Source organism: Paenibacillus foliorum (assembly GCF_013141765.1).
Classification (GTDB): Bacteria; Bacillota; Bacilli; order Paenibacillales; family NBRC-103111; genus Paenibacillus_S; species Paenibacillus_S foliorum.
Genome location: NZ_WHOD01000065.1, coordinates 24,784 through 51,566 on the forward strand (window position 1 = coordinate 24,784; position 26,783 = coordinate 51,566).

The window sequence follows — 26,783 nt, forward strand, 5'->3', positions numbered from 1 at the left end:
AGCAGGTTTTCCGTTATGCTATACTAAAAATCAGGCTTAATTGTCTTACCGCAACAGAATACTAATTTGATATAGGGAACCGTGAAAGGCTATGAAAATTAGATTAGGCTATATCGGAGTCGAAGATACCATGGAAATGGTACTCGCTGTTATTAGGAAATATCCAGATTATGAGTGTTATCCTTATACCCATACCCGATTTGAAGAAATTGATGATCTACTGGAACAACACTCCGGTGAAGTAGACCTATGGCTTTTCTCCGGCCCTCTTCCTTATGAAGCAGCTCAACAATCAGGAAAAACATCAAAACCTTTATTCTTTATTCCATATACGGGTACAAGCTTATACCGTACTTTATGTGAAATTTTATATCAGCAGAAACTTCTCATAAATGAGCTTAGCTTTGACATTTTATCACAAGCAGAGCTACAGCAAATATTCTCAGAATTCAGCATAAAGGACTGTCCAATTTACAATAAGGAATATTCGGGATCAGATGATGATTTAGTTGAATATCATTTGAAGCTATGGAGAGAAGGCAAGACCAAAGCTGCCGTAACTTGTGTATGGATTGTTCAGCAAAAGCTGGCAAGCTTGGGTGTTCCGGTATTTCGGGTTAGGCCGACGGAATCGTCAATTGAAGCTGTATTAAATACAGCATTGCGAGCACATGAAACCTTGCAGTTCATGGATGCTCAAGTAGCCGTTCAGATAATAAAAACAGATCCATACAACGGAGTTTCGCAAGAGCTCTTTTCATCAGACGAGCTGTTCAACATGGAAATGGCCTTAACACAGAAATTACTTCAGTATGCGAAGAAAGTCCAAGGCTCACTCAAGCACGCAGGTACAGGCCGATTTGCCATTTTCACCACACGTGGAATTGTTCGGGAATTAACAAGTAACTTCACGACCATTCCAGACTTTGCCGAACTAAAACAACTTGAAAGCCAGCTTACGAATTGTGGGATTGGAATAGGAAGAACTGTTTATGAAGCCGAACTATTGGCCGGTAAAGCATTGCTCCATACAAGATCATATAAAGACGGAGCCTGGATGGTCTTCTTCGAGGATAAAACCATTACAGGACCGTTAGGAAAACCTGAACAGCTCTCCTACTCCTACGTTTCGGATGATTTGCAGAAAATTAGCGCAGCATCCTCATTGAGCATCGCCACACTTGGGAAAATTCAATTTATCCTCAGAAAAAGAGCAACTGACGAAATTAATGCTTACGAGCTGGCCCAGCATATGCAAATCCTGCCCCGCAGCGCTCGCAGAATATTAATTCAACTGGAAGCCTCCGGCTTGGCTCAGATAATCGGGGAAGATAACCCCCATCCTCGTGGCAGGCCCAGAAAAATATATCGAATTACATTAAACCTGGAATGAACCTATTTCAGGTTTTTTCATGTTAGCTATATTGACAAATAACCTGACATCGATTTAAAATACGGTCACAGCCTTAAATCAACCCTATATTTTCAAGGAGGTGTCATCCCTATGCGTTTGTTACTACTGAAGCACTTTGACTTCGATGACCCGTCGTTTATTCTTTACTGGGCGGCACACAAGCGGCACACGGTTTCAATTATATATCCACCCGACTTCTTCACAGCACCGTCGTTGGATTCCTTCGATATGTTAATTATTCTTGGCGGTCCGATGAGTGCCTATCAAGATGAAGTGTTTCCATGGCTGCCAGATGAAAAACGGTTTATAAAATCAGCAATTGAGGCCGGAAAGAATGTGCTGGGTATTTGTCTTGGAGCCCAATTGCTTGCGGAGGTCATTGGAGGCAGAGTTGACCGTAATGCTCATAAGGAAATCGGATGGCACCCTGTTATGAGAACGGGAATGCAACATCCCTTATTCGACGGCGTTCCCGACATCTTCCAATCCTTTCATTGGCACGGAGATTGCTTCGATATACCCGAAGATGCTGTTCCTCTTGCGTATTCAGAAGCATGCAGGGTACAGGCATTTGCTTACGGAGAACAGGTGCTTGGATTGCAATTCCATTTGGAAACCACCCCAACCTGTATGGAGACTATGTTAACGCAGTGGCACTATGAGATTGTGAAGGCTCCTTACATTCAGACGCGGGAACAAATGATTGATCAATCCTATCGCAGCAGCCAATCATTCCTTATTCTGGGGCACATTTTAGATCAGTTCAAGACAAACACAGCTAACAAAGCCGCTGCTTTATAAGCAATAACCTCCCACCAATATAGCGAAAACCTCCTCATCACCGATAAATGTTGCATTTAATAACAACACTTTTCAAATTCATGAATGTGCGTTATATTACATTACATGAATCACGTTAAACACGAATTACGCCTTCTATATCTAACATGAAAATGAATTTGCATTATCAATTATATAATTCACATGTTTTCTAGGGTTCCGCGGAGATTATGATCCGGCCAGGTCCGAGAGAGAACGCACAGCATCCGCTGTGTACACGGAGGGACAAAAGCCCGGGAGGATATCTAAGGATATCTTCCTGGCTTTTCTTTTTTTCCAGAAATAATGTTAGGTTTATTTACATTAACGAGCATTAGTTTGTAAAAGCAATCGTTTATATCTGAAAACTGAGGCTATCAGCACACTATCAACGTCACTTCATCTGCTTATTTTCTCAACCTACGCAAATAAGCCCTTCCGCTTACAGAAGGGCTTCTCAGGTTATAAGATAGATATTACTCGGATACTTCAATCAAGTATATATGCCCTTGCGTTGGGCTGTTATGCTGATCCGAGGTGAATAGAATGAACCTTTCATCGTGGCTGAAGATGGGATGAGGATGAACATCCTGCACCAAGAAGCTACTGTTGTGCTGACATAGACGCTCCCACGAAAGTTCCCTCTTCGACCAATCCGCGTTGCAAATATGAATCGAATAGGAATCAATGATGCCATCAGTAACCAGTAGATGATCGTTATTTCCCGATGTAAAGTGTCCGTAGTCCACCATATTCGCCGGAAACTCCAGCTCTACCGGTTCACCTGTGTGTAATTTACAGCCAATAAAGCTAACGGTATGTCCCTGCCTCTGTCTTCCTAGCTGCATCGACGGATCATTCGGAAGCCCCTTGCTTCCGTGATAAAGAATTCCATCTCCGTCACGCAGCCACATTTCATGGCATATCCATAGGTCCGAGCTTGCAGCTGACTGATCCCTCACTTTGTGTATGTGCCCATTGTCGTACAGCCAAATACGCTGCTCCACCATGCCACCTTCGTGATTGTACAATATTTGCCTGTGATCTGTAGGATGAAACTGAACATGAGTAATCCAGCCAACCTGAGAAAAGAGAATCTCTCCCACTCCAGTTTCTGTATCGATCACCAGCATTTTAGACTCTAACTGCTCCGCCTGAACCTTATCTCGGATTAGTGTAAACGGATTTCCCTCTCCTACTTCGAAAGCATCACTCGAAATATACGGAACACATGCATACTTTCCATCCATAGATAAATGAGTGAAGCCAGTCATATTGTTAGGAGGAAGCTCATAAATGACTTTTTCCTCCAAAGAATCAATTTGCAGCAGCCGGACCTCATTACCTTGAATATACAGCAGTTGCTTAGTATGCGGATTATAGCTGGGACTTGCTTTGCCTAGGCCACGATATGGATTGCCTTCGTAATAAACATAGCTTTTTAGAATTCCATCCCTATTATCCGTCAGCTGAACAGCCTCTCCATTCTCCAAAGAAAGCTTATAAATATTCGGGCTTCCCTCATATTCAGCGCTAATATATAACACCCAATTGTTGTCTAGAGTAAAGCTGCTGCTTGTAAAATATAGGTGATGATGGTTTCCCTGGGTCGAAGTAAGCTGTCTGACCTTTCTGCCTGTCGACTCATCCACTCTGTCTTGGAAAATATGCTGTACTGTATTTCCTTTCATGAGTTATTCCTCCTTGAAAAGGATACGTTCTACAAGTCACTTTCAATCCAATCTGCCATGTCTGGGGCATCCAGCACTTCTGGCGGCGCTTTAAAAATAACTTTGAACACAGTAAAATGAGGCTCCGTAGGCATTTCCGGAAGCTGCTCCAGAATAAGCCGTCCATATCCATCTCTTCGAAAGTTTACCTTCTCGCCGGATGCGAGGACATGGATGGATTCGACCTCCCCGTCAATTCTCACACTCCAAAATTCACTCCCTGTCCAGCCAAGCGCGGCCAAGTAATGAACGGATGGATCATCGGTACCAATCCATCTGCCGAAGCATCCATTAGGGCCATGCGGACCGAATTGGCTGAGACGGCTTTTTCTGGCATTGTTGACCATTTCAGCATTTCGCGCAACCCATTTCCCGGCCTCTATGATTGGCTCTAGCTCCGTCTCATTCAAGGAGCCGTCAGGCTTCGGTCCTGTGTTCAGCAGCAGATTGCCGCCACCGGAAGCTATTTCGATAATATCGCGAATGAGCGCCTGCGCATTCTTACGATTAGGACTGTACGGCACATAGCTCCAGCTCAGCGGATCCATACTCAGGCAGCTTTCCCAGCAGCGATCGCTCTGAGTCGCTTCAATTTTGCGTTCAGGTGTCGCGAAGTCCTCTTCTATTCCGGCTCGATTGTTGATGATAATATGAGGCTGGAGGCAACGCACACTGTCATTGAGCTCGCGGCTCCTCCAAAAAGCTGCAACATCTTCATCTTCTCTCCACTTCCAGCTCGTTTGTTGGGCTCCGTCATACCACAGCAAATCAATTTGTCCGTAATTAGTCATCAATTCTTTTACTTGATCATGAGTTTGCTGTACCATAGCAGATACCGATTCCGGATACCGGTAATGATCCCAAGCACCCTTGTATCTCCAATCCACTAAGGAATAATACAATCCAACCTTGAGCCCCGCACGTCTGGCCGCATCGGTATATTCACGTATAAAATCTCGTCTGGGCGTTCCTTTTACCGATGTAAAGTCACTGACTTGGCTGTCATACAAACAGTAACCATCATGGTGTCGAGCAGTTAGCACGATGTACTTCATACCGGCTTGCACCGCTGTATTGCACATATGCTCCGCATCGAACCCCTCTCCCCTGAAGGCATCGGCCAGCCGTTCATATTCCTTTACTTTATACCCGTCCAATCGGAAAGCCCATTCGCATCTGCCTAATAAGGAATACGGCCCCCAATGTATAAACATCCCTAGCTTGGCATCCTTGAACCATTGCAATCTTTCTTTTTCATTCAAAACCAGACACACTCCTCATACGGTGTAAGTTAATATTGCCTACTTAAACTTTAAAATAAAGAGCAGTTGGTTCAAATGACCTTTTCAAAGAAATGTTTGCACGATCCTAACTTTTTTGGATAAATCAACACTATTTTTATGCAAAATCATAATCAATCCCACGACTACAACCGCTCGATTTGAACTAGCTTCAACAATTCGTCCACATCGACTTTATTAACGTAGCCCGCTTTTTCATTCAAAGCATTAGCGCTTCCGACCGCCGTAGCATAGCTGAGTGACTCCTCTATTGACTTTCCTTCAGCTATACATACAGCCATACCTGCCATGAATGAATCTCCGCAGCCCACTGTGTTTACAGCATCAATAAGAGGGGGCTGAACCCGGTAATAAGCTCCTTGGAAATAAACAAGTGAACCCTCCGAGCCCAAAGAAACGGTGATACAAGGAATATCCATTCGCTCCAGCGTCGCCAATCGCTTCATAATTTCCAAGCCATTACTTAATGTCTCGCCTATTAGCTGCGCTGCTTCCTGCTCATTCGGCTTGATCATAAAAGGTGCTGCTTCGGCTCCCCGCAGCAAGGCTTCGCCACTTGTATCGAGAAGCACAATTGCACCTTCCCGCTTCGCCATACTTACAAGCACCGCATAGAAATCCTTGGGTACACCCGCTGGCAGGCTGCCCGAAAAACAAACAACAATAGACCGTTTGGCCAACATCTTAAGTTTCTCACCGAATTGCTCCATAGCCTCATCAGATATGACGGGTCCCGGCTCCAAAATTTCTGTGGAGCCACCATCCGATTCATTGATGATATTTAAACAAAGCCTCGATTCACCGGCGACCTCTACAAAATCATGTTGAATCCGCTGTCGATCGAGCTCTTGACGGATGAATCGGCCATTAAACCCTCCCACAAAGCCGGTTGCCAGAACCGATTTACCCAGCTGACTAATAACACGGGCTACATTGATGCCTTTCCCGCCAGCTTCCGCATAAAACCGTTGGACACGCATCACACTATCCTGAGTGAATAAGGGAACATAATACGTTTTGTCAATAGCTGCGTTTAGTGTAACTGTTGTGATCATTGTATGCCCCACCTTTAGCGCGGCCAATAGTGCCGCACAGCCTCATTTTTTCAATAGCGGCTGCGTGCAGCGCTTTTTTAGCTGGAATCATATATTTTCTAGGATCGTTCTCCTCCGGATTTGCAGCAAACACAGCTTTAATGGCATCGGAGAAAACGATTCGCAGTTCCGTAGCCACATTCATTTTGGCCATGCCGAGTGAAACACATTGTCTGACCTGAGCTTCCGGAATGCCAGAGCCGCCATGCAGCACCAAGGGTACGTCCACTTTGGCTGCAATCCGCTCAATTCGCTGGAAATCGATTTTGGGCTCACCTTTATAAATCCCGTGAGCAGTACCAATGGCGGGTGCAAGAGTATCGACTCCTGTCAGTTCAATAAATCGAGCACAATCATCCGGATCGGCCATCAGCGCTTCGTGGTCGGCTACGACGATATCATCTTCCACTCCGCCGACTTTACCAAGCTCGGCCTCAACATTAACGCCTGCAGCCTTGGCAATTTCAACGACCTTGGCCGTTTGTCTAACATTTTCCTCAAAGTGCTGATGAGAAGCATCAATCATGACCGAAGTATATCCTGCACGAATACACTTCACAATTAGATCAAAATCTGAGCAATGATCGAGATGCAAGGCGATTGGAATTTGAGAACGGTTCGCTGCTACAGTCGCTGCCGCTACAAGGTAGTCAGGCCCCAGATGCTTAACTGTACCTACAGTGGACTGCAGGATGATAGGAGCTTGAGCTTCCTCCGCCGCCTCTACAACACCTTGAAGCATCTCTAATGTATGAACGTTGAAAGCAACAACTGCGTATCCATGTTCCCGCGCATGCTGCAGCATAAAGGTAGACGAGACAAGAGGCATATGAATGAACTCCTTATTTGTTATTATCGTAAAATCCTGTGTCGTATGAGCAAGCCGTATAAGTCCTCACTACCAAATAACAATTTAAATTTTCACCACTTGAGTTAAATTGCGCGGCGAGTCAGGATCGACTCCCTTGCCAAGAGCAGTGTAATATCCCAGATATTGCAAAGCCGGCAGGTACAATACGGTTCGCGCTTCATCCGACAGCTGTTTGCCGCCAACTTCAAATACACCATCGGCAAATGCCGTGTCCTCTCCTGCTTCCGCAGTTACTACAAGCACATAAGCCCCGTACTCTTGCATTTCTTGGGCAACCTTTAATTCATATGCTCTAGCTTGCTCTGAGAGAAGTACACATACGAGCGTGCCTGGCTCAACCACAGACTTAGGTCCATGTCTGAATTCGAGCGTGCCGTAGCTTTCGGTCCACACATAAGACATTTCTTTTATTTTCAGGCATGCTTCCTGTGCAATTCCGAAATAGGCGCCCATACCGAGATAAATATATTTATGCAGCTGTTCCTTTTGAACCAAGCTTTGAATGAAAACATCGGCACGTTTGACAACATCCGCATCAGCTTCGACCACAGCATCCAATTCCGCTTGCAATCCCGAATGCTCAGCTGCAGATGCGATTGCCGCCTGCATCATAAAGGTCATGCTGCTGAATGATTTGGTCATCACTGTGCTTTCTTCCTTCCCAAGCGGGGAAACCAGGCACTCTGCCAACCTAGCCATCGTGCTCTGCTCATAGCAAGTGATACCGCAGATCGTATATTGGGGTAGATTGCGAACCGACTCCAATGCCAGGATGACTTCCGTGGACTCTCCTGAACGGGATACCCCGACAACCAAATAATTTCGGTTGGCAGCCGTATTTTGCCCGCGGAATAAATACAGCTCTGAGGAAGGCAGAGCTGTAGCGCTTCGCCCGAGCCAGTTCCTGTAGGTTGACGCCATCGTTAATGCCTGATAATACGATGAGCCTGATCCGATAAAGATCACTTCATCGAATTGTTCCGCTTTCAGATAACGTTCTACCCAATCACCTTGAAGCTGAAGCTGTTCCACAGCAGCAGATAATGCAGCGGATTGAGCGGATATTTCAGAAATAGTCAATTTTCCTAATGACATGTTCATTACCTCCACAAAAATGATTGTTAAACTCTTTGTCAAACTTATAATATCGCGATTAAATGATTATTTCAATCATTATTTTGATTATTTCAATCTTTATTATTGAAATAACGTTAATTAAATCTAATAATTACTTAAACAAGCCTAACGGAAGCTTGGCATCCCAGGAATCAGAAGGCATCAACCCAAGAGCATGTGCGATGACGGCGGCTGTATCTATTAAACCGAGTTCAGCAGGAACCTCGGAACCCGGCTCAATGCCCGGACCTGCACAGCTCCAGAATATAGTGAGGTCAAGCGGGTGATCGCTGCCGTGATCAGTTGGCGCCGCACCGCCCCCACCATGATCCGTAAGCTGGATGATCAGGCTGTCCTGAAGCAGCCCCGCTTCTTCAATGGCTTGCATGATAATTGCAACATGCCGATCCGTTTGTGCAATCACTTCCCATTGTCCGGGCGTGTTGTAGCCGTGCCGATGCCCGCCTGCATCCGGCAGATCGAAATGAACAAACATAAGCTTAACATCCGGATTCAGCTGAATGTACGCACCTGCCGCAGCAGCCAGCTCCGCATCCGGCATTGAGACGGTATGAACCCCTGCCGAGGTCTCAATGATTCCATAATTAATCGGCTCCCAGCTGCTAAACGATGCGAGCTTGGCATCCGGCCATTGCTGACGAGCTAGTTTAAATACGGATGTGTAAGGCGAACCGTCAGGGAATCGCTCTTTTTCCGCACGAGTATTATCAAGCTGATGCTTATCCGGTGTAACCCCATAGAACATCGAACCCCAGCACTGAGCACTGATGGTTGGCATTACAGCTTGTGTTGTCAATGAACTTGCCCCCCTACGAAAAAAAGCATCCAGCTGCGGTGTCTCCGAACTTTGCACAAAGCTCCCTGCACCATCCCAACCAATCACAATTACCCGGTTTACCTCTCCCATGTTAATCAGCCTCATTTCAATATTTTTATTGAATACATTTTTCTATATTTGAAAGCGCATACATCATAGCTTTACTTAAGTATCCATGCGCCACTTCCAACCGCTTCAGCTAATAATCCGCTACCCCCATATTCCTATCGATATGATTCCCAATGCAATGCACGCAGACATCGTAACACGCATGAATCCCTGTTGCTCTTTAAGCAGCCAGATTCCAAACAGGGTACCAAATACCGTACCAATCTCACGAATTGGAGAAATATGTGATAATGGCGCTATGTTCATAGATAAAAGAAAGAGGAAGTAAGAGCCTGGAGAGCAAAAAGTTCCAGCCAAAATTAGCTTCCAGTTGCGAACCCACTCCTGTTTGATTTGCCGCGAGGTGAGTGCTGGAATCAACAAAGCAATTACATAAGAAAGATTCGATATCTCGAGCAGTGCAAGCGGAGTCATATGTCCCTGCTCCATAATCGTTTTGTCCGTCAATGTGTAACCGGTAATGCATACTCCTACACCTACCGCCGCTGTAATCGCTTTAACAGGCATATTCTTAGGATCCATACGGTAAAAGGCTATCGTAAATAATCCGAGTACAATTAATCCGAGCCCGAACCAGCCTATAGCCGATAGTGATTCCTGAAACAGTAGTACGCTGCAAACAGGCACAAGCAGAGCTCCCAGCCCTCTCATCATCGGATATACCTGCGACATCTCTCCGTACTGATACGCTTTGGACAGCAGAAATATGTAACCAATCTGAAACATAAAGGAGATACCCAGCAAGGTATATCCTTCAGGTTCTAACGGATGACGATCAAACTCAGTCCACAAATAAGGCAGCAGCAGGGCTGATGAAAACAAATGAATGGTCCATAAAAACACATTTTTATTTAAGCTTTTCTTGGTAAACAAATTCCAGACAGAGTGAAGCAAACCGGAGCCTAGCACAAGCAATATCGCTATCTCTATCATTCCGGTCCTCCCTTGGTCAAATGAAGCTCCATTCCCTGCTCACGCATTTGATCCATCAGTGGATGATCTGCCCCCGCATTAGTAATGCAGCCATGAAGTGAAGACAATGGAGCAATAGGAAATAAGGAGGTTCTGCCCAGCTTCGTATAATCAAATACGGCATAAGTTTGTAAAGAGCGCTTAATCATTAATCTGGCAATTTCCGCCTCCAACTCGGAGTACGTGGTCACACCCTGTTCCGCAGCTATCCCGTCGATTCCCATGAACATTTTGTTAATGTTGATGCCTTCCAGCATTTTTTCCGCTAAGGGTCCACAAAGCTCGTAGCTTTTTCTCCGCATCACTCCCCCGGTTAAAAGCACCTGCACCCCATCACTGTCTGCAAGCTCCATAGCAATATTGACGGCGTTCGTAACAACCGTTATTCCTTCATGCTTTTTAAGGGCCCGTGCAATCAAAAAGGTTGTCGTACCTCCGGTCAAGCCTATACTATCGCCTTCTTCAACAAGGGATGCAGCCTCTTGTGCAACTGCCTCCTTTTCGAACCATAGCAGCTCCTTTTTCTCTTGAAAGGACTGCTCTTTTACTATCGATTGCTGATCCAATACCGCCCCGCCCAAATTACGGATAAGCGCCCCTTTTTTCTCCAAAAGATCAAGGTCACGACGAACCGTAGCTTCCGAGCAATCGAATAATTGAACAATTTCCTGTATGGATATTTTACCTCGCAGTTTGAGCGCGTTGATTATATTTTGCCGGCGCTTCTCACCTTTAGATAAACCTAAATCTTGGTTCATGGACAGCCACTTTCCTTTCATAACTCGATTGCTTCAACAACTTCCCCCTCATTCTAAAACATCATAACGATCATTTCAATCAATAGTTATTCAAATTCAATCGAATTTATGAAAAAAATGTTCAAAAAAAGATACATGCGGTTAGCATGTACCTCTTTAAGATAAATCCAGTATTTATAATTTCCTGCTTATCAAGGATAATCGGCATCGCTGTTCTTGGGATTAGTCGGGTTAATCTATTCCGTAACATCCTCCGTTACAGTAACACCCTCTGTTACAGAATAATTCGTCTCCAAATTGTCCAGCAAATTATCTTGAACGGTAATATTCGTCCCGCTTTCCAATAGGATCCCGTTCGTATTTCCAATGATCATATTGTTCCATATTTCTACCTTATCGGGGTCACCTTGGCCAATATTTTTGGCGTTCTTATCACCAGAGTCATGCTCCAGCATGATCCCCCAATAATTAGGAGCCGTATTGTTCCGTATCGTATTGTTCCGTATGATTGTCCTTGGACCATTTAAAATATTGATGCCAACTCCATTGTTGATAGTCGTGGAGTTCTCGATGATGTTATTCTCAATAATCGTATCTGGCGTTCCCATAGTCACAATAATGCCCTCGCGTGAGTTGCTGATTACATTGTCGTGAATGTAGTTGAAAGGGCCGGATTTACTGTGATTACTAGGCGCCGTACCACCAGTATTGCCAAGTCCGATGCCCCCGCCGGTCAAAATATTAGTAATTTCATTTCCATAAACTTCATTCAAATATTCCAACTCTCCGTGCAGATCAATGGAATCGAGCTTCGTCTGAATATACTTATTCATACGCAGTACATTGTTATGGGCCACATTCTGAATCAAAGATCCATGGCGAAGATAAGGTCCTTCAAAGCTGGAATGTTCAACGAGATTCCAATAGGTGTCATTGGCGAAGCCTAGACGGTCGACTTTGGGCATACCTTGAATGGATGTGCCATAGCCTGCACCCCCGCCACCCAAATCTGTAGCATTGCGGAATGTGGCATAGCGTACCACAACATCGTGACTATTTTCAATACGAACTCCGATCCGTCTGAACCTTTCAACGGTTACATGATCGACTGTTACGTTATACGAAGGAGTCTCACCTGTGTTAGCTACAGTAATTCCATTATCTGGACCCCCGGCTTCGGGATTGTTGGTGCTATGCTCAGTTGTAAAAGTCCGGTCCCAGGTAGAGCTGACTGTCATATTGGATACTAAAATATCATGTTGACTCGACGACTTAACAACCGAGCTGTTCTTAATATCATCAATGGATGATTTCAGTATAGTGCCTGCTTGGCTTTCACCGCGGAAATTGACACCCGTTTTTAGCTTGAGATTTACAAAACCGTCTGGAGACGATAACAGATTATACACACCATTCGGTAAATAAACTTCATCTCCCGCTTGAGCTGCATTAATAGCATTTTGAATCGCTATGCGATCATCTTTATTGTTATCTGCCGGATCGGCCCCGAAGCTGGTCACATTAATGGTTCGACCTGTTACAGGATTTGGAGTGTGAACAGCATGTGCCGTGCCATCAGGGTTTGTTAAACCCGGCTTAGTGAATGGCAGCGTGCCCTCTGGCGCCAAAGGAACAATATTAGGCACAGTAGCCACCGGCGTATCTCCAGAAGCATAAGGCTCATAAATCATCACATCCGTAATACTGGTAAACGTATTGATCGAATTCCCGTGTCCGACAATCCTTACAAACCTGGCATCGGTGTCCAGGATATCGAATGCTTCCATATTGCCGTTAGCACCACTGCTGTTGCCGCTGAACTGATTCGTCCATGTCACAGCGTCAAGCGAGGTTTGGATATCAATAGCCGTAGTCCGTTCATTTCCTTTATAAAAAGCGATTCCAAGATAACCCACCCGCTTGGTTTCCCCCAGGTCAAAGTCTACGAATTGTCCATCACCGGAAGCAGACCAGCGGCTGAACATATTATTATCCAACAGGTTGCTCTCCACATTGCCGTCATTGCTGCTAGCGTTAACCTCTTTCACAGGAAGGGAGGAAACTGGAGGCTGAGAATCATTGCTAGATATCGCGGGTGCATCCTCAGCAGAAGTGATACGCTTGGCAATCAGTTGGGGTCTATTCTGAGCTTTAGCTTCTTTCGAATACAGATCCGTGCTTACCCCTGCCGTAGAAGAATCCGTTATTAGCAGAGTGACCATTCCCTCAGATAGATGATTTCTTACATAATCTGTAATATCCACTGTATATGGCGCAGCTGCAGCTGTAGCAACGGTATAAGTCCCGATTAGGCTGGCTTGAGATATATCCTTGGCCGGAGCTTCCCAGGTGATCGTTTGCTCACTCCAGTCACTGTCCGGATAACCAAGAACATTAAAAGTTACATCCTTCTTGGCACTCCCTTGTTTGGCTGCGACCTGCAGGTAGTACTTATACGAGCTATCACTTAAAGTCGAAACATCAAATTTTAGAAAAGCAATCTTTTGGTCTGAGCCCGACGTACTGATGTTCCACAGCCCAATGTTATTAGGTTTTGGCGCATTATTCTCGTCGCCCAGGCAATTAGAGCAAGTATCATAATTAACTGCTGGAGCCTTACTGTAAATCAAAGCATCATCTATCGGCAATACCCACCCAACGTCCATCTCAACTGCCTCGGCCTGACCTAATGTGGGCATTGCCACAAGCGACATAACCATAGCAAAGCACAGCAGAACAGGCAGCTGCCTTCTAATACTAATAAACTTCATAGTACCACTCCCTCAATTCTTTTTTTGCTAAGCTTTTCACGTACGCACGTACCGTCCAAGCCCATTGTAAGCGTTTTATCGAGGGATAGCTGGTGTTTTTTTTAGATGACCCTATGGGAAAGATTGTATTTTCTAGAAAACCGTACTTTCCGTGCTTTTAAGATACTCCCTTGGCGTTACTCCAATTCTTTTCTTAAACATTCTCAAAAAACTGGAATAATCGTTAAAGCCCGACTTCATACACGCCTCCGTTACATTGCTGCCTTGGGAAAGGTATTTTTTGGCCAAAGAGATTCGTTTGTAAATGATATACTCATGAATTGTGCTGCCCGTATATTTCTTAAACAGCTTAATCAAGTAAAATTTGTTGATAAAAAACTCTTTTTCCAGCTGATCTAGCGACAGGTCCTGATCTAGATTTTGTTCAATATAGTCCAATATGGGCGATAGCTTTTGGTGCATGTTAATTCCGGTATCCGAATGCTTTTGATTCAAAAACATCTGATTGATTAACACAAGCATTTCCATAAAACAACTGAATTTCAACAAATCCGACCCGGCAGAAGGATTTTTTTGTACATATTCATATTTCATAAAAAGGCTCTCTAGCGCTGCAATTTCCTTCTGGGTTAACGACATCTTGTTCTGCTCTCCATTAGCGCGGTTATAAAAGCATTCCAGAGGGTCGAAACCAGCGGTCTGGAACAAGGCAGCCATGGCAGGATTAAATTCAATCACTATTCGTTCATATAGCGCATCCGAGGAAAACGCGGGCTTGTGGATCTCGTGCTCATTCGTAATGATTAAATCCCCGAATTGTAGCGGGTAGATTGTTTTTTCGACGAAATATTTGACATCCCCCTTCAGCAAGAAATAAATTTCGCACCCGCGGTGGAGATGAAAATCGATTTTGGATACTTGACGTTGGACATGCGTATATTTGATGTTTTGATCGATATTATCTAAATAGGCGGCGAACATAAGTGGGTACCTGCTCCTCTCTAACTTCAGTCAATATAAAACCAATTAATACAATATTTATATCAAAAAAGACAAGGAACTAGCATAAATTATAATATATTCTGTTAAGTATTGAAAATCAAATCAGCACTATTATGGAGGCGGAATACACATGAGCGTTCAAGCAAAGCTAAAAGTCGGATTGATCGGTTTGGGCAGCATCGGAAGCCATCACGTTCAATATTTACGAACAATGGACAATATCGAGCTCGTTGGTGTGTGTGACACGAATAAGGTGAAAGCGGATTCAACTGCAGCCCAGGCTAACACAACCGCTTACTACACTTATCAGGAGCTGTTTGACCAATCCGGCCTCGAAGCCGTCATTATTGCAGTTCCTCATTATGATCATACGCCGATTAGTGTGGATGCGTTTCAACGCGGGCTTCATGTTATGTGTGAAAAACCTTTGGCCGTTCATCTCAACGATGCTTATCAGACGATTGACGCCTACGAAGCCGCTAAACAAATCAATCCGAATATTGAGTTTGCCTTGATGTTTCAAGAGCGTACCCTTCCTTTTTATATGAAAATAAAAGAAATATTAAGCAGCGGAGAGCTGGGACAGCTTACTAGAGCCACATGGATTCATACAGCCTGGTTCCGTTCACAAGCTTATTATGACGGTGGAGATTGGCGTGCTACTTGGGCGGGAGAAGGCGGCGGCATCTTAACCAATCAGTGTCCGCACACTTTGGATATGTATCAATACTTATTTGGCCTACCTGAAGAAATTACGGGTCATGCGCATATCGGTAAGTATCATAATATTGAAGTTGAGGACGAGGTTACCGCATATTTTGAACATGCTAACGGAATGATCGGCCATTTAATCGTCACGACTGCCGAATCCCCAGGCACTAACCGAATGGAAATTATCGGAGAAAACGGCAAGCTAGTCTATGAAGATGAGAAGCTCATCTTTTATCGCAACCGCATTTCGATGCTTAAATACAGCCAAGAAACGCCAAACCGCTTTGAAAAGCTTGAGAATTGGTATACCGAAATACCGGTAAATACGAACGCACCATCAGGACATAAAGTGGTAACTCAGAAGTTCGTACAGCGGATACTGACCGGGTCAGGAGATTTGATTGCTCATGGTACAGAAGGTGTTAATTCCCTTACGCTTGCCAATGGTATTATGCTGTCCTCCTTCAAAAAGCAAACCGTTGCAGTTCCCTTCGATACGGATGAATATGAAAGCAAGCTCAAGGACTTGATTAGTACCTCCAAGTTTGTGAAGCCACAAGCAAATGCAGCAGCTCAAACGGAAAACGGTGATTTCACCAAGTCATTCAGCACCAGCAAGAAATAGAACGGAGGACTAGGAATGGTTAAACTAACATGCTTTGCTGATGAAATCTCACCAGAATTGGACGAACAATTGTCCGTATTGGAGCAAGAAGGATTGCGTTATCTGGAGCTTCGGGGCGTTTGGGGCAAAAATGTGCTGGATCTGACAGTGGAGGATCAGCAGCTGATAAGGGTCAAGCTGCAGGAGCGCGGCTTTCGGATTTCATCGATAGGATCACCTATTGGTAAGTATGAGATCACGGACCCTTTTGCGCCTCAGCTGGAGGCGTTGGAACGTGCTATTGCTGCAGCCCATTTTTTCGAAACGCCATATATTCGTATTTTTTCATTTAGGACGCCAAAAGATGAACCCGTTGAAAACTACAGTGAGGAAGTACTTCGTAGAATGCGTGAGTTGTCGGAGGCTGCGGCCAAAGAAGAGATCATTCTGCTATTAGAGAACGACAGTAACTTGTACGGGAATACGGATGATCGATGCCTTGAGATATTGAAACACTGCCAATCGGAGCATCTGCGAACAGCCTTTGATCCAGGTAACTATATAATGAACGAGGTCATCCCGATGACTGCGGCTTATCCTAAGGTTTCCTCGTATATCGACTATGTTCACGTCAAGGATGCAACAGCCGAACCACGCCAATTTGTCCCGGCAGGCTTAGGCGATGGACAGCTGGTTGAGCTTATTGATGAGTTAAAGCAGAATGGGTATTCAGGCTTTCTCTCCGTAGAGCCGCATCTGACTCACTATTTGCCTGATGCCAGCAATCCAGAGCGTGTCGTCACAGCCATTCAGGCTTTAAAGCTGCTGCTTGATAACGCAGGTGTGGCTTGGGAGTAGGAAAGCACAACTAAGGGGCGAGCGTAGCTTACCCTAAACTCAGAAACAGATTAATGTCGATAAAGACCTAGCAGATCGCCGCTAGGTCTTTATTCATTTGCGCGCAGGGAGGGCGCGTGAGGGGCTGGGGCTGCTTACGGGGCCGAGTGTGTGTATGGGGCCACTTTTTGGGCTGCTTCTTGGGTTGTCTTGGGTTGGTCTTGGGAGGGCTGCGTGTGTGGGTGCGGCACCTCTTGGTTTCACTCTTGGGTTGCTTCTTGGGCTGGGATGCGTGTGGGATTCCGGCCGTTGCTAAAGTCGTGTTCCTTTGAATGGTAAGCTTGCAACAGTGGGAGCACCAACTTCAAGTGAGATTGGATTACCGAGCAGTCACCAGAGCTGACAACTAGGGCGGACGCGAGCGTCCTCCAACCCACACCCATGCCCTCGGTTCCCTCAGTACTTTGCGTTGCTCCCATACTTCTTAACCATTCTTCGATCCAGTATTCATATCCAACACCCTTTTTTTGTATCTTCCGCGTTCAATGGAATGTTTCTACCTTGAGGACGATGACATACTTAAAACTTTCACCAAACAGTTGCTAGCTTGGAGGATCTCTCCTGTACTCCTACTCCTACTTCTACTTCTACTTCTACTTCTACTTCTACTTCTACTCTTACTCTTACTCTTACTCTTACTCTTACTCTTACTCTACTCTACTCTACTCTACTCTTAGCTATACAGAACGTCAGTTCGCTATTTGCTTGTATCCTATCGAATTCATGATTTTTCGGAACTACGATGCGCTATTTCGTCTCCAACCTCCCCTAAAGCCACATTTTGATGGAAATAAAGGATCGTACTTCCCTTCAACTTGAATGAGCACGTGTTCATAGCAAAATAGCGTACCCACGTTCCTCTTCCCCGTTCCGGTTCCCTTTCCATCCCTTCCCTTTCCTTTCCCGGTTCCTCTTCCCCGTTCCCGTTCCCGTTCCCGTTCCCGTTCCCTTTCCAGTTCTCGTCCCCTTCCCTCCCCATTCCCATCAGAGGAACAAAAGAAAAGGTTCGGGCTAGTAAATAATAGTTAGCAGCTAGAACAATAAAGTGGATGCCACTCTAAGAGTTTAAGATCATAAACTTAACAAGGAAAAGCTTGACTCACCCCAATACATATAAATTTTAGAAAAAACAGAGAGATCGCGAAACCAGTTGGTTCCACGATCTCTCTGTTTTTGATTATGTTGAATATGTGTATAGTGCTTCTATTCCCCCATAATAGCGGGGCATTCTGAATCTGCTATCGACTTAATTTGGAGGCAGCAGGAGAACAAAGAATCTCTCTACTGTTCATTTAAAAACCTTCGAGGCTCTTTGCCGCTTTTATCCTACTAAGCTTATTTAAAAGGCCTGCTAAACTCGGTCACCAATCGCTTAGCATCGCCGCTCTCTGTCGTAAACACTTCATAGATCTTTAAGGTGAGTGGCGTATCAAATTGCTCGGAATTCCCGACAAAGGAGAGATTATTCTCACCAGAAACCAACCGCTCTTGACCTATCAATGATTTTGCAGCTGTCGCTACAAGTCGGCCCGTTGCATCATACAGTTCAAATTGAAGACGCGGGAAGCTAGCATCCACTTGAGTCTCCTTTTGACGCTGAATATCGAGCAAGAACTTACCTTTATAAGTATATTGATGAGTTGAGGTATTGAACAAATACGAGATATCCCAATGCTCAACGGCTACATCAAACGGATAAATACTGAACTTATCCTCAGCAGCAGGTGCTTGAAGCTGAACTCCGTAAGCAGCAATCGTTGATTTGAAAGCTGCGGAGCCATTAGCTGTAGTTCCAGTTGTATCTTGGATTTTTAACGCTAACCCATTACCTGTCTCTGTGGAAGGCAGAACATAAGCGTAATTCACGGTAATTCCGGAATTCGGCAGCACCGAAGTAGTCGTCATCGTTTGGCGCTTACCACTGTATTGATAGCCGTCTGAGCTAACCAACTCCGATTGAAATACCGGAACTGCTAATGGGCGATCACTACGGTTATACAGCTTGAATTTGGCTGTTACCTGCTTGCTTCCCTCATCTTCGTTGTCGCTCATTTGGAATTCAACCAGCGACACCTGCATATCAGGATGAATCAATTCGCTGCGGTTATCGAAATTCATATTATTGCCAAGTACATAGGATGGATAGGTTTGAGCGGATGCTGTTCCTGGCAGTAAAATGTTCAACCGGCCCACTTGATACTGAACAAGATTTGTAGCAGCTGCTCCCGATTGAGCAAAGCTTTCTGTCGTCAGTAGATTCAGACTTGATAACACTGTATCCTGATCCGTTGGAATTACGTAATGGATGTACTTTTCTTCCTTAGCATCCAGTGCGATAGCACCTTCTTCTACTCTTTTACCTGAGAAAACTTTAGCCTCTGTTTTACCATCGATCCTGAATTCAGGAATCGTCTCCCGTTGTTCTGACGGGTTTTGGGCAAGCAGTTGAACTACGAACACATTCCCTTGAGCTGTAGATTCCTTATGGATATCAACCGGTGTATATTGAATGGGTGACACCAGTGAAGGAATTCGGAAGAAGTCCGCCCACTTGCGAACAGCTGTCGGATCGGTAATTGGCGTATCAATCCCGCTCCATGGTTGCATGGTAACCGGTACAGCGGTGATCAACGTTTCTTTTTTGGGATAAACGTAATAGTCCACATCTGTCCAATTAACCTCGCTTAATGTCACCTTGTCAGTTCGGTCCAATACAACCATATAGCTTAAATCCGTCGTTGCCTTTGGTTGAATTGCCTTCGGATTGGATGCGCTCGGCTGTAAAGTATACATAATTCCATCGCTTGTTACAGCGCGAAGCTCATACTCCGGTACTCGGGTTACTGCAGCTCCGTTATTCCCCATTTTTACAACTACGCCTATTCTAGTTCCTTCTAATATACGTTCATTCAGTACACTTTTCACTTCAACATTCAACGTTTCAGTTAACGGATAAACCGTTGCTGCAGCCTCTACGGCCGCTGCCGTTGCTTGCACGGGGCTAACGCTAATTGCCTCATCAGCAAAGGCTTGACTGCCGTAGCTCAAGATCGATGTAGAGAGTACAAGGGTTGCTAAAGTAACGGTCAACTTCTTATTCATTTAATTTCCTCCTGTTGCAAGCAAGCGGGGCTTATTGGTGCAGCTGAATTTCAAATTGCAACTTCAGCTGCACCTTAGCGCACCCACTCTACTCTCTATTTAAACTATTATCAGGCATTTATTGTGCAAGCTGTACTTTTTCCTTATCCTTCAATTGATGTTGTCCTGAAGTAACGAGCTGTTCGCCCTCTTTAACTCCCTTAAGCACCTCTTGATAAGTCTCATTGAGACGGCCAAGCTCAACCTTACGCTTTTCCACAGTATCACCAGTCAAAATAAACACGAAGGTTTCTCCACCTTCTCGAACAACACTCAAGGTAGGGACGGTAACTACAATTTGATCCTGGTCTTCGGTAAGCAGTACCTGAGCTTTCATACCCGGTCTAAGCTTGCGGTCTGCATTCGGCACTTCCAGCTCCAATGAATAGGATTTAGACTGGGCGCTTACTACATCGGCCAAATAGCTTACTTTCCCTTTCATCTTCTCCGGAGAACCCGAGATGTAAAAGGAGAGCTCTTGCTTACCGCGCACCAGCTTCGCTGCTTCCTCCGTAAGCTCGGCTTTAACTTTTATCGGATCCAGCTGCTGAATCTGCGCTGCACGGAAGCCTGCCGCTACCGTCATGCCGACTTCTACCGGAAGATCAGTAAGCACTCCGCTTACACTTGCTTTCACTTCCATATGCTCAAGTGTCCGGTCTGCTTCGCGAATAGACACTTCCGAGGTTTGCAGCCCCTGCTCCAGCTGCGATAAGGAGTTAGTCGTCTCCAGCGTCTTCAGCTTCTGTTGATTGCTTGCAAGATCAAGACGTTGGTTATTCAACTGAGTTTCTGCTTGCTCCAATTGAAATTTTGTTACCAAACCGAGATCATAATCATTGCGCAGCTTGCTGTAATTTTTATCCGCTTCCTTAATAGAAGATTCGAGCTTAGTGATGCCATTCTGTAGGTCCAGCTTGCTGTTCACCAAATCTTCACGCGCTTTAGCCAGCTGCTGCCCTGTACCAGAGATGCTGATTTGCGCTTTTTCTTTGGAAATCAGTATATCGGTCGGATCCAATCTAAAGATGATTTCACCTTTCTCTACCATATCACCGCGTTTCTTCAATAGCTCAATCACATCTCCGCCAACCTTTACAGGTACATCTAGCTGGATGGACGATGCTATGTCAGCCACCTGCTCCAATGGCTCGCTAATCTTTTTCTTCTCAATTTTAGAAGCCTTAACCTGCTTGATCTGTACCTCGTCTGCTTGAGCAGGCTGAGCTTTAGGTGCAGCCGAGCAGCCTGCAATAAGGGCCGTGCTGAGAACGATTGCGCCCATAATCTTCGCACCTCTGTGAACCTTGTTCGCATTTTCTGGTTTCATTGGACGTTTCTCCTTTTTACGTATCTTTCTAATCTACTGACCCAACTTAATGCAAGGTACTTGCAGCTTTAGCGGCCGCTACACGTTTTCCCTTTTTATTGACTAGCCGGGAAATTCGGGACTTCATTCTATCGATAATTTCGTAAATAACAGGCACTACAACTAGTGTAAGCAAGGTTGATGTAACCAAGCCGCCTATAACAACAACGGCCAAGCCTTTGGAAATTAGAGAACCTTCCGAGAACCCAAGCCCCAGAGGCAATAAAGACAAGATTGTAGCTCCCGCCGTCATTATAATAGGACGCAGTCTTGTTAAACCAGCTTTAACCACGGCATCGCGCATATCCAGACCATCACTGCGCAGCTGCTGCACCCGATCGATTAATACAATAGCATTCGTTACCACAACCCCGATCAGCATCAAAAATCCAATTAGAGAGGTAATATTAATCGATTCTCCTGCGACCAATAATCCGAGAAATCCGCCAATTGCGGCAAGCGGTAAGGAGAATAAAATAACGAATGGCGCACTCGCATTCCCGAATGCGATAACCAAGATCAAGAAGACGAGAAAGATCGCAGCACCCATTGCTACTGCCATTTGACCGAAGCTTTCCTGAATGTCTTCATTAACACCTTGCACTTGCGTACGAATACCACCTGGAAGCTCGACCGACTTTAAGGCTTCTGTTACTTTCGTACTCGTACCGCCTTTATCTTTACTTTCGATTTTTGCTGTAATTTTAACGTATTGCTCCTGCATTTCACGAGTAATAGCTGCTGGAGCCTCAACTTGCCGGACTTTTGCGATATCATTCAAAGCTACCACTACGCCTGTGGAAGTTGTCATCGTAATCCGTCCAAGCTTATCCATGGAATTTTTGAAATCATCGTCTACCATAACTTGCGTAGCAAAGGTTACATTATCGAACTTTATGTCACCAATCGATGCTTCTGCTAGCCACATCCGAACGGTATCTGTAATTTGTGCGGAAGACAGCCCATAGACACGAGCTTTATTCTGATCCACACTAACCACGACCTGAGTTTTCTTTTCGCTCAAGCTGTCTTTAACATCTTCAAGCTCCGGAAATTCCTTCATCTTCTGTTTAATAAGTTCAGCTCCGGCAATTAGCTGATTCAAGTCTTCTCCCTTAAGCAGATAGGAAAAATCCGCCGACGAGCCGCCCATATTACCTGCCAGCAGCGCCCCTTCAACTTCCGATCCTTTGGGAACCATACCCAGCATAATTTCCTTGTATTCGGCAGCCATCTTTTTGGCGTCAGATGCTTTGGAAACAGAAGCAATAATACTTGCACGATAAGCAACCCGTTCCCCGCTTGTGCTCTGCATATCATAGCCTACCATTGACTCAAAATAATCAAAGGCCGGTTGACCCGTAGAATCCTTCGCTTCCTTTAGTAGCGCCTCAATTTCTTTAACTTTCAAATCCATTGAATCTATAGAAGTTTCCTGAGGAAGCTTCAAGGTGTACTGCACCTGCTTGTTGGATTCACTGTCAGGCATAAAGGCGAATGGAAGGAAAGGAACCGTTCCTCCAATCGAAAGGACAAACGCAAGAAATGCAATCAAAACCGTCTTCTTCGGGTTATTTAATGACCAGCTCAAGACGGACTTGTATTTGGCAGTGAACTTGCCCACATGCTCTTCATCATGGTGCTTGATATTATTATTGTTAAGAACTAGCAGCATGGCGAGCATTGGAATCACTGTCAAAGCTATAATTAAAGAAGACAATAGCGCGACAACAAGTGTAATAGCAAAAGGCCGGAAAATATCGCCTAGAACACCACCGACAAATGCTATCGGTAAAAATACACCAGCAGTCGTAAGAGTAGAGGATGTTATAGCTGAAGCTACCCGTGAGGTCGCCAGCTTAATAACGGACTCATTGCGATCACGCGCTTGCTGCAGCTCGCTGTAAATATTCTCAATAACAACAATGGAGTCATCAACGACCCGGCCGACGGCTATCGTCAATCCACCTAATGTCATTACGTTTAGGGTAATATCCAGAGAAGCCATAACACATAGTGTGGTTAGGATCGACAATGGAATGGAAACCAATACGATTATCGTCATACGTACATTTTTTAGGAACAATAGTATCATTACGGAAGCTAGGATAGCCCCCAGAATACCTTCCTTTAGCATGCCGTTGATTGATTTTTTAACATCATTAGCCGCATTATATACCGGTGTAAATTGTAAGTTTGGATACTCCTTCGTCCATCCGGCAAATAATTGGTCAACTTCATCAGCGAACTCTACTGTGTTGGCATCTTTCCCTTTAAATAAAGTCAGACCGATCGCTGGACTGCTGTCAAGTCGGGCAATATACTTGGAGTCCGAAATGGCTTCGACCTTGGAGATATCCTTCAACAGTACGGTATCCCCTTTGGGTGAGGAAATTTTCATGTTCTCCAAGCCATAGATTGTGTTCAAATCGCTCTCGATTCGAACCGATTGTGAGCTGCCGCTAAAATCAACCTTCCCTGCTGGGCTTGTCGCCAGAGCAGTTTGGATGTTTTGCGATACGAGAGCGGGAGTCAAACCATAGTTGTTGATCGCGTTAATATTCAGCTTCAGCTTCAACGTTGCTTCTTGCTGTCCAACCGAATCCACGTGATCGATTCCATCCATTGCGCTTAACGTAGGCTCAATAACATCCTCATAAATACGATTAAGCTCTTCTTGGTTCATGTTGTTTTTGCCATGAACTGCGGCAAAGTAAACCGGGAAATCACTGCTTCCGAACTTGGAAACCTTAGGTTCGCTTGCACCGACAGGAAGCTTAATATCTTTAATGGCACTTTCGATGTCTCGCTTTGCATCATCAGGACTGCGACCATTCACCAATTCAACAGTAATAGCTGAGAAATTGTCATTGGAAGTAGAAGATACCTTCTTCATTCCCTCAATCCCAACAATCCGCTTCTCAAGAACCTTGGTCACATTTTCCATAACATCCTTAGGAGGGGCAGGATACACCGTACTAACAAATACGACAGGCAAAGAAATATCAGGCATACTCTCCTGTTTCAGTGTCGTAGCGGAGAAGGTGCCGGCAACGAATAATATGAGGCTTATAATGATGATCGCTGCGACATTTTTCAAAGAAAAATCAGTAAATTTGTTCATCTCTCTACTCCTCCATCAAATTACATCAAACCCAACTGTAAATATGTAGTCTATGAATATTAGGTTCAGTAACATTTACGGTAGCTGTCTTCTCAGCTGCCATTCCTCATTCAGATCACTCATACGTGAAATGTACATTTCACATAACATAGACATTTCTTTGAATCTTTGTTTAATGACGTGACAGCCTACCTTATCCTCTGATTTCACATTGAAATGTTCCGGAAATCCAGCCAATGCTCCATCTACAGCTTGTTTTACAGAGTTAAATTTTCCTATTTCATTACGAACGATATTGACTCCAAAGTCATCCGTTATGTAATAATAATCTTTCCTGTCATTCTGGATCGGAACCTTGTGACACAGATTCTTTAGCTCCATAGTTCGGATTTGAACGCTTATAGCCGCCTTAGAAACAGATAGCTCATCTGCCATCTGCTGTAGGCATATGGGCTCTGACGAAAAGAGCAGTAATGTATACATCTTACCGACGAGCGGACTAAAGCCTTCATGTTCTAAGTAAAGGGACATAAAGTTGCTAATATTCAGCTTCAATTCTTCAATGGTGTTAGACATAGGCGCTTGGGTTTCTCCTCCCGTTAGTTTCATTCCCATCATTAAGAATCATGCTAATCATTTAACACAAACGTTTTGACTGACTGGTCATTCCTTAAATAATATAATTCAAAACCCACTTTCAAATCAACCTGTTTTTTTCCATAATACGACCAATTAATTAAATTTGACCAGTCGGTCACATGTTTGACATAATCTAAATCCAAGTATACAATGGCTTTACTACTACCATTCGATATCATGAATGGAGAAATGATGAGGTGTGTGCCGGCATGAATGACAGAAAACTGCAGATTATGCAAGCCGCAATCAAGCTCTTCGGTGACCGGGACTATCACACCACATCCGTTCAGGATATCGTTAGCTTGGCCGGAGTATCCAAAGGCGCTTTCTACTTGCACTTTCATTCCAAGGAAGAACTCCTCATTGCTATATTCCGTCATTATATGGATGGTCTCAGCAATCATTTGAACGAGATCCAAACAAATTGTCAATATACACCACGAGATAAACTGATTAAGGCTATCGAATTCCAATGCCAGTATATTATGAGTGATCAGGACTTCCTTTCGCTTCATCTAAAAGGAATTGCTTTTATGAACAACACGGTCAAGGAAATGATGATTGAGCATGGCATGCAAACCGTTAAATGGAAGGAAGAACGAATACTGGAGCACTATGGTCCGGGTATAGAGGCTCATTCATTTGATTGTGCCAGTATGTTAAGCGGTATGCTGAAGGAATATTTCTTCTACCATATTGTTTACGCTCATCCCATTGACATTAACCGGTTTTCCGAATATTTAATGAACCGACTGGATGATATCGCTCAAGGAATTATGGCTAAGCCAACGGCACCAATTTTATATGCGGCTCTTATGTGCCCCGACCCTGCCCCAGCGTTCACTAAAGAAACCTGGCTACAAAAAGCTCATTCGGTAAGGGACTGGATTGAAGCTCATCAGACTGATCCTTCAAAATCTGCCGAAGCGATGCTCCAATCCTTGGATGCCATTATTCAAGAGGTCCACAAAGAGCAGCCCAATGAAATCATTATTAAAGGTATGTACAATTATTTAGTTTCCTTAGCAAATGGAGACCCGAGCATAATCGAAAAGCTAACGATATTGTTCAGTGACATTAGATAATCTTAATCAACTATTCAACTTAAAACTGAAATGGAGGACAATAGCGGAAGTCCTTGTTCCTCTATTGACTGAAAAACACAAAAAACAGAGAGATAACGGAATTACTAGTTCCGTTATCTCTCTGTTTTTGTGTATTAGTTCTCATATTTTCCTAAATAACGGAAATCTGACTTCCGCTATCGCCTTAAATTGGAAACGACAGATGGAATAACGGAACTCTCAGTTCCGTACAACTCCCTAATAGCCGTTGCACCGCATCCGTATATGTATGTATGCTACAGCTTTCTTTCATCATGGAGTACAGCAGAGCTTAGACACTGACGTAAGTAAGTAGAGTAGTAGACTTACCCTTTACAGGATATCCAACTTTGCCGTCCATTCTGGACAACTGAATGGGT

General features: G+C 44.5%; 20 protein-coding genes and 1 riboswitch. Of the genes, 6 read left to right on the plus strand and 14 right to left on the minus strand.

Annotated features, from left to right (window positions below; all coding sequences use genetic code 11):
- Window positions 1-91 precede the first annotated feature (91 nt).
- The gene (locus tag GC093_RS16600) at window positions 92-1,393 is read left to right on the plus strand and encodes a helix-turn-helix domain-containing protein (RefSeq protein ID WP_171653014.1); all 1,302 of its coding nucleotides are present in this window, start codon (window positions 92-94) and stop codon (window positions 1,391-1,393) included.
- Window positions 1,394-1,504: 111 nt separating this feature from the next.
- Window positions 1,505-2,215, plus strand: a complete 711-nt coding sequence (locus GC093_RS16605; protein ID WP_171653015.1) for a type 1 glutamine amidotransferase — start codon at window positions 1,505-1,507, stop codon at window positions 2,213-2,215.
- Between the two features lie 179 nt (window positions 2,216-2,394).
- Window positions 2,395-2,496: riboswitch (guanidine-I (ykkC/yxkD leader) on the plus strand.
- Window positions 2,497-2,709: 213 nt separating this feature from the next.
- Here GC093_RS16605 and GC093_RS16610 read toward each other — a convergent pair.
- The 10 genes from GC093_RS16610 to GC093_RS16655 form a co-directional block, all read right to left on the minus strand.
- The gene (locus GC093_RS16610) at window positions 2,710-3,924 is read right to left on the minus strand and encodes an oligogalacturonate lyase family protein (protein WP_171653016.1); all 1,215 of its coding nucleotides are present in this window, start codon (window positions 3,922-3,924) and stop codon (window positions 2,710-2,712) included.
- A gap of 29 nt (window positions 3,925-3,953) precedes the next feature.
- Complete coding sequence (locus GC093_RS16615) at window positions 3,954-5,225, minus strand: alpha-L-fucosidase (RefSeq protein ID WP_171653017.1); 1,272 nt, start codon at window positions 5,223-5,225, stop codon at window positions 3,954-3,956.
- A gap of 164 nt (window positions 5,226-5,389) precedes the next feature.
- Window positions 5,390-6,319: a 1-phosphofructokinase gene (pfkB, locus tag GC093_RS16620; protein ID WP_171653018.1), complete on the minus strand. Its 930-nt coding sequence runs from the start codon at window positions 6,317-6,319 to the stop codon at window positions 5,390-5,392.
- Complete coding sequence (locus tag GC093_RS16625) at window positions 6,285-7,187, minus strand: class II fructose-bisphosphate aldolase (RefSeq protein ID WP_171653019.1); 903 nt, start codon at window positions 7,185-7,187, stop codon at window positions 6,285-6,287. Before GC093_RS16625 ends, pfkB begins: the two co-directional genes overlap by 35 nt.
- Window positions 7,188-7,271: 84 nt before the next feature.
- Window positions 7,272-8,330, minus strand: a complete 1,059-nt coding sequence (locus GC093_RS16630; RefSeq protein WP_171653020.1) for an SIS domain-containing protein — start codon at window positions 8,328-8,330, stop codon at window positions 7,272-7,274.
- Window positions 8,331-8,457: 127 nt separating this feature from the next.
- Entirely contained in the window at window positions 8,458-9,273 is an 816-nt protein-coding gene (locus tag GC093_RS16635; RefSeq protein ID WP_171653021.1) for an alkaline phosphatase family protein, read from the minus strand.
- A 120-nt stretch (window positions 9,274-9,393) separates the two neighbouring features.
- Window positions 9,394-10,245, minus strand: a complete 852-nt coding sequence (locus GC093_RS16640; RefSeq protein WP_171653022.1) for a DMT family transporter — start codon at window positions 10,243-10,245, stop codon at window positions 9,394-9,396.
- Window positions 10,242-11,063: a DeoR/GlpR family DNA-binding transcription regulator gene (locus GC093_RS16645; protein WP_246314611.1), complete on the minus strand. Its 822-nt coding sequence runs from the start codon at window positions 11,061-11,063 to the stop codon at window positions 10,242-10,244. Before GC093_RS16645 ends, GC093_RS16640 begins: the two co-directional genes overlap by 4 nt.
- A 215-nt stretch (window positions 11,064-11,278) precedes the next feature.
- A complete protein-coding gene (locus GC093_RS16650; RefSeq protein WP_171653023.1) occupies window positions 11,279-13,813 on the minus strand; it encodes a CBM96 family carbohydrate-binding protein in 2,535 nt (844 codons plus the stop codon).
- A 132-nt stretch (window positions 13,814-13,945) separates the two neighbouring features.
- Complete coding sequence (locus GC093_RS16655) at window positions 13,946-14,794, minus strand: AraC family transcriptional regulator (protein WP_171653024.1); 849 nt, start codon at window positions 14,792-14,794, stop codon at window positions 13,946-13,948.
- Window positions 14,795-14,945: 151 nt separating this feature from the next.
- Here GC093_RS16655 and GC093_RS16660 point away from each other — a divergent pair, with 151 nt between their 5' ends.
- From GC093_RS16660 to GC093_RS35500, 3 genes are all read left to right on the plus strand, one after another.
- Window positions 14,946-16,151, plus strand: coding sequence for a Gfo/Idh/MocA family protein (locus GC093_RS16660; protein WP_171653025.1), 1,206 nt, complete (start codon window positions 14,946-14,948; stop codon window positions 16,149-16,151).
- Window positions 16,152-16,166: 15 nt separating this feature from the next.
- A complete protein-coding gene (locus GC093_RS16665) occupies window positions 16,167-16,988 on the plus strand; it encodes a sugar phosphate isomerase/epimerase family protein (protein ID WP_171653026.1) in 822 nt (273 codons plus the stop codon).
- Window positions 16,989-17,142: 154 nt separating this feature from the next.
- Entirely contained in the window at window positions 17,143-17,283 is a 141-nt protein-coding gene (locus GC093_RS35500; RefSeq protein ID WP_216624667.1) for a hypothetical protein, read from the plus strand.
- Window positions 17,284-18,362: 1,079 nt separating this feature from the next.
- Here the strand turns inward: GC093_RS35500 and GC093_RS16670 are convergent.
- From GC093_RS16670 to GC093_RS16685, 4 genes are all read right to left on the minus strand, one after another.
- A complete protein-coding gene (locus tag GC093_RS16670; RefSeq protein ID WP_171653027.1) occupies window positions 18,363-20,129 on the minus strand; it encodes a hypothetical protein in 1,767 nt (588 codons plus the stop codon).
- Between the two features lie 118 nt (window positions 20,130-20,247).
- A complete protein-coding gene (locus GC093_RS16675; RefSeq protein ID WP_216624668.1) occupies window positions 20,248-21,498 on the minus strand; it encodes an efflux RND transporter periplasmic adaptor subunit in 1,251 nt (416 codons plus the stop codon).
- A gap of 46 nt (window positions 21,499-21,544) precedes the next feature.
- Window positions 21,545-24,661, minus strand: coding sequence for an efflux RND transporter permease subunit (locus GC093_RS16680; protein WP_171653028.1), 3,117 nt, complete (start codon window positions 24,659-24,661; stop codon window positions 21,545-21,547).
- A 75-nt stretch (window positions 24,662-24,736) separates the two neighbouring features.
- A complete protein-coding gene (locus GC093_RS16685) occupies window positions 24,737-25,237 on the minus strand; it encodes a GbsR/MarR family transcriptional regulator (RefSeq protein ID WP_171653029.1) in 501 nt (166 codons plus the stop codon).
- Between the two features lie 272 nt (window positions 25,238-25,509).
- Between GC093_RS16685 and GC093_RS16690 the strand changes: the two genes are divergently transcribed.
- Entirely contained in the window at window positions 25,510-26,385 is an 876-nt protein-coding gene (locus GC093_RS16690; RefSeq protein ID WP_171653030.1) for a TetR/AcrR family transcriptional regulator, read from the plus strand.
- Window positions 26,386-26,783 lie beyond the last annotated feature (398 nt).

Bases quoted from the DNA above. Each gene is read 5' to 3' on its own strand.
- GC093_RS35500 (WP_216624667.1), top strand. From the start codon at position 17,143: ATGGGGCCACTTTTTGGGCTGCTTCTTGGGTTGTCTTGGGTTGGTCTT.
- pfkB (WP_171653018.1), bottom strand. From the start codon at position 6,319: ATGATCACAACAGTTACACTAAACGCAGCTATTGACAAAACGTATTAT.
- GC093_RS16655 (WP_171653024.1), bottom strand. From the start codon at position 14,794: ATGTTCGCCGCCTATTTAGATAATATCGATCAAAACATCAAATATACG.
- GC093_RS16635 (WP_171653021.1), bottom strand. From the start codon at position 9,273: ATGGGAGAGGTAAACCGGGTAATTGTGATTGGTTGGGATGGTGCAGGG.
- GC093_RS16670 (WP_171653027.1), bottom strand. From the start codon at position 20,129: ATGAATAAGAAGTTGACCGTTACTTTAGCAACCCTTGTACTCTCTACA.
- GC093_RS16600 (WP_171653014.1), top strand. From the start codon at position 92: ATGAAAATTAGATTAGGCTATATCGGAGTCGAAGATACCATGGAAATG.
- GC093_RS16610 (WP_171653016.1), bottom strand. From the start codon at position 3,924: ATGAAAGGAAATACAGTACAGCATATTTTCCAAGACAGAGTGGATGAG.
- GC093_RS16625 (WP_171653019.1), bottom strand. From the start codon at position 7,187: ATGCCTCTTGTCTCGTCTACCTTTATGCTGCAGCATGCGCGGGAACAT.
- GC093_RS16680 (WP_171653028.1), bottom strand. From the start codon at position 24,661: ATGAACAAATTTACTGATTTTTCTTTGAAAAATGTCGCAGCGATCATC.
- GC093_RS16675 (WP_216624668.1), bottom strand. From the start codon at position 21,498: ATGAAACCAGAAAATGCGAACAAGGTTCACAGAGGTGCGAAGATTATG.
- GC093_RS16605 (WP_171653015.1), top strand. From the start codon at position 1,505: ATGCGTTTGTTACTACTGAAGCACTTTGACTTCGATGACCCGTCGTTT.
- GC093_RS16640 (WP_171653022.1), bottom strand. From the start codon at position 10,245: ATGATAGAGATAGCGATATTGCTTGTGCTAGGCTCCGGTTTGCTTCAC.
- GC093_RS16690 (WP_171653030.1), top strand. From the start codon at position 25,510: ATGAATGACAGAAAACTGCAGATTATGCAAGCCGCAATCAAGCTCTTC.
- GC093_RS16665 (WP_171653026.1), top strand. From the start codon at position 16,167: ATGGTTAAACTAACATGCTTTGCTGATGAAATCTCACCAGAATTGGAC.
- GC093_RS16660 (WP_171653025.1), top strand. From the start codon at position 14,946: ATGAGCGTTCAAGCAAAGCTAAAAGTCGGATTGATCGGTTTGGGCAGC.
- GC093_RS16645 (WP_246314611.1), bottom strand. From the start codon at position 11,063: ATGAAAGGAAAGTGGCTGTCCATGAACCAAGATTTAGGTTTATCTAAA.
- GC093_RS16685 (WP_171653029.1), bottom strand. From the start codon at position 25,237: ATGTCTAACACCATTGAAGAATTGAAGCTGAATATTAGCAACTTTATG.
- GC093_RS16650 (WP_171653023.1), bottom strand. From the start codon at position 13,813: ATGAAGTTTATTAGTATTAGAAGGCAGCTGCCTGTTCTGCTGTGCTTT.
- GC093_RS16630 (WP_171653020.1), bottom strand. From the start codon at position 8,330: ATGAACATGTCATTAGGAAAATTGACTATTTCTGAAATATCCGCTCAA.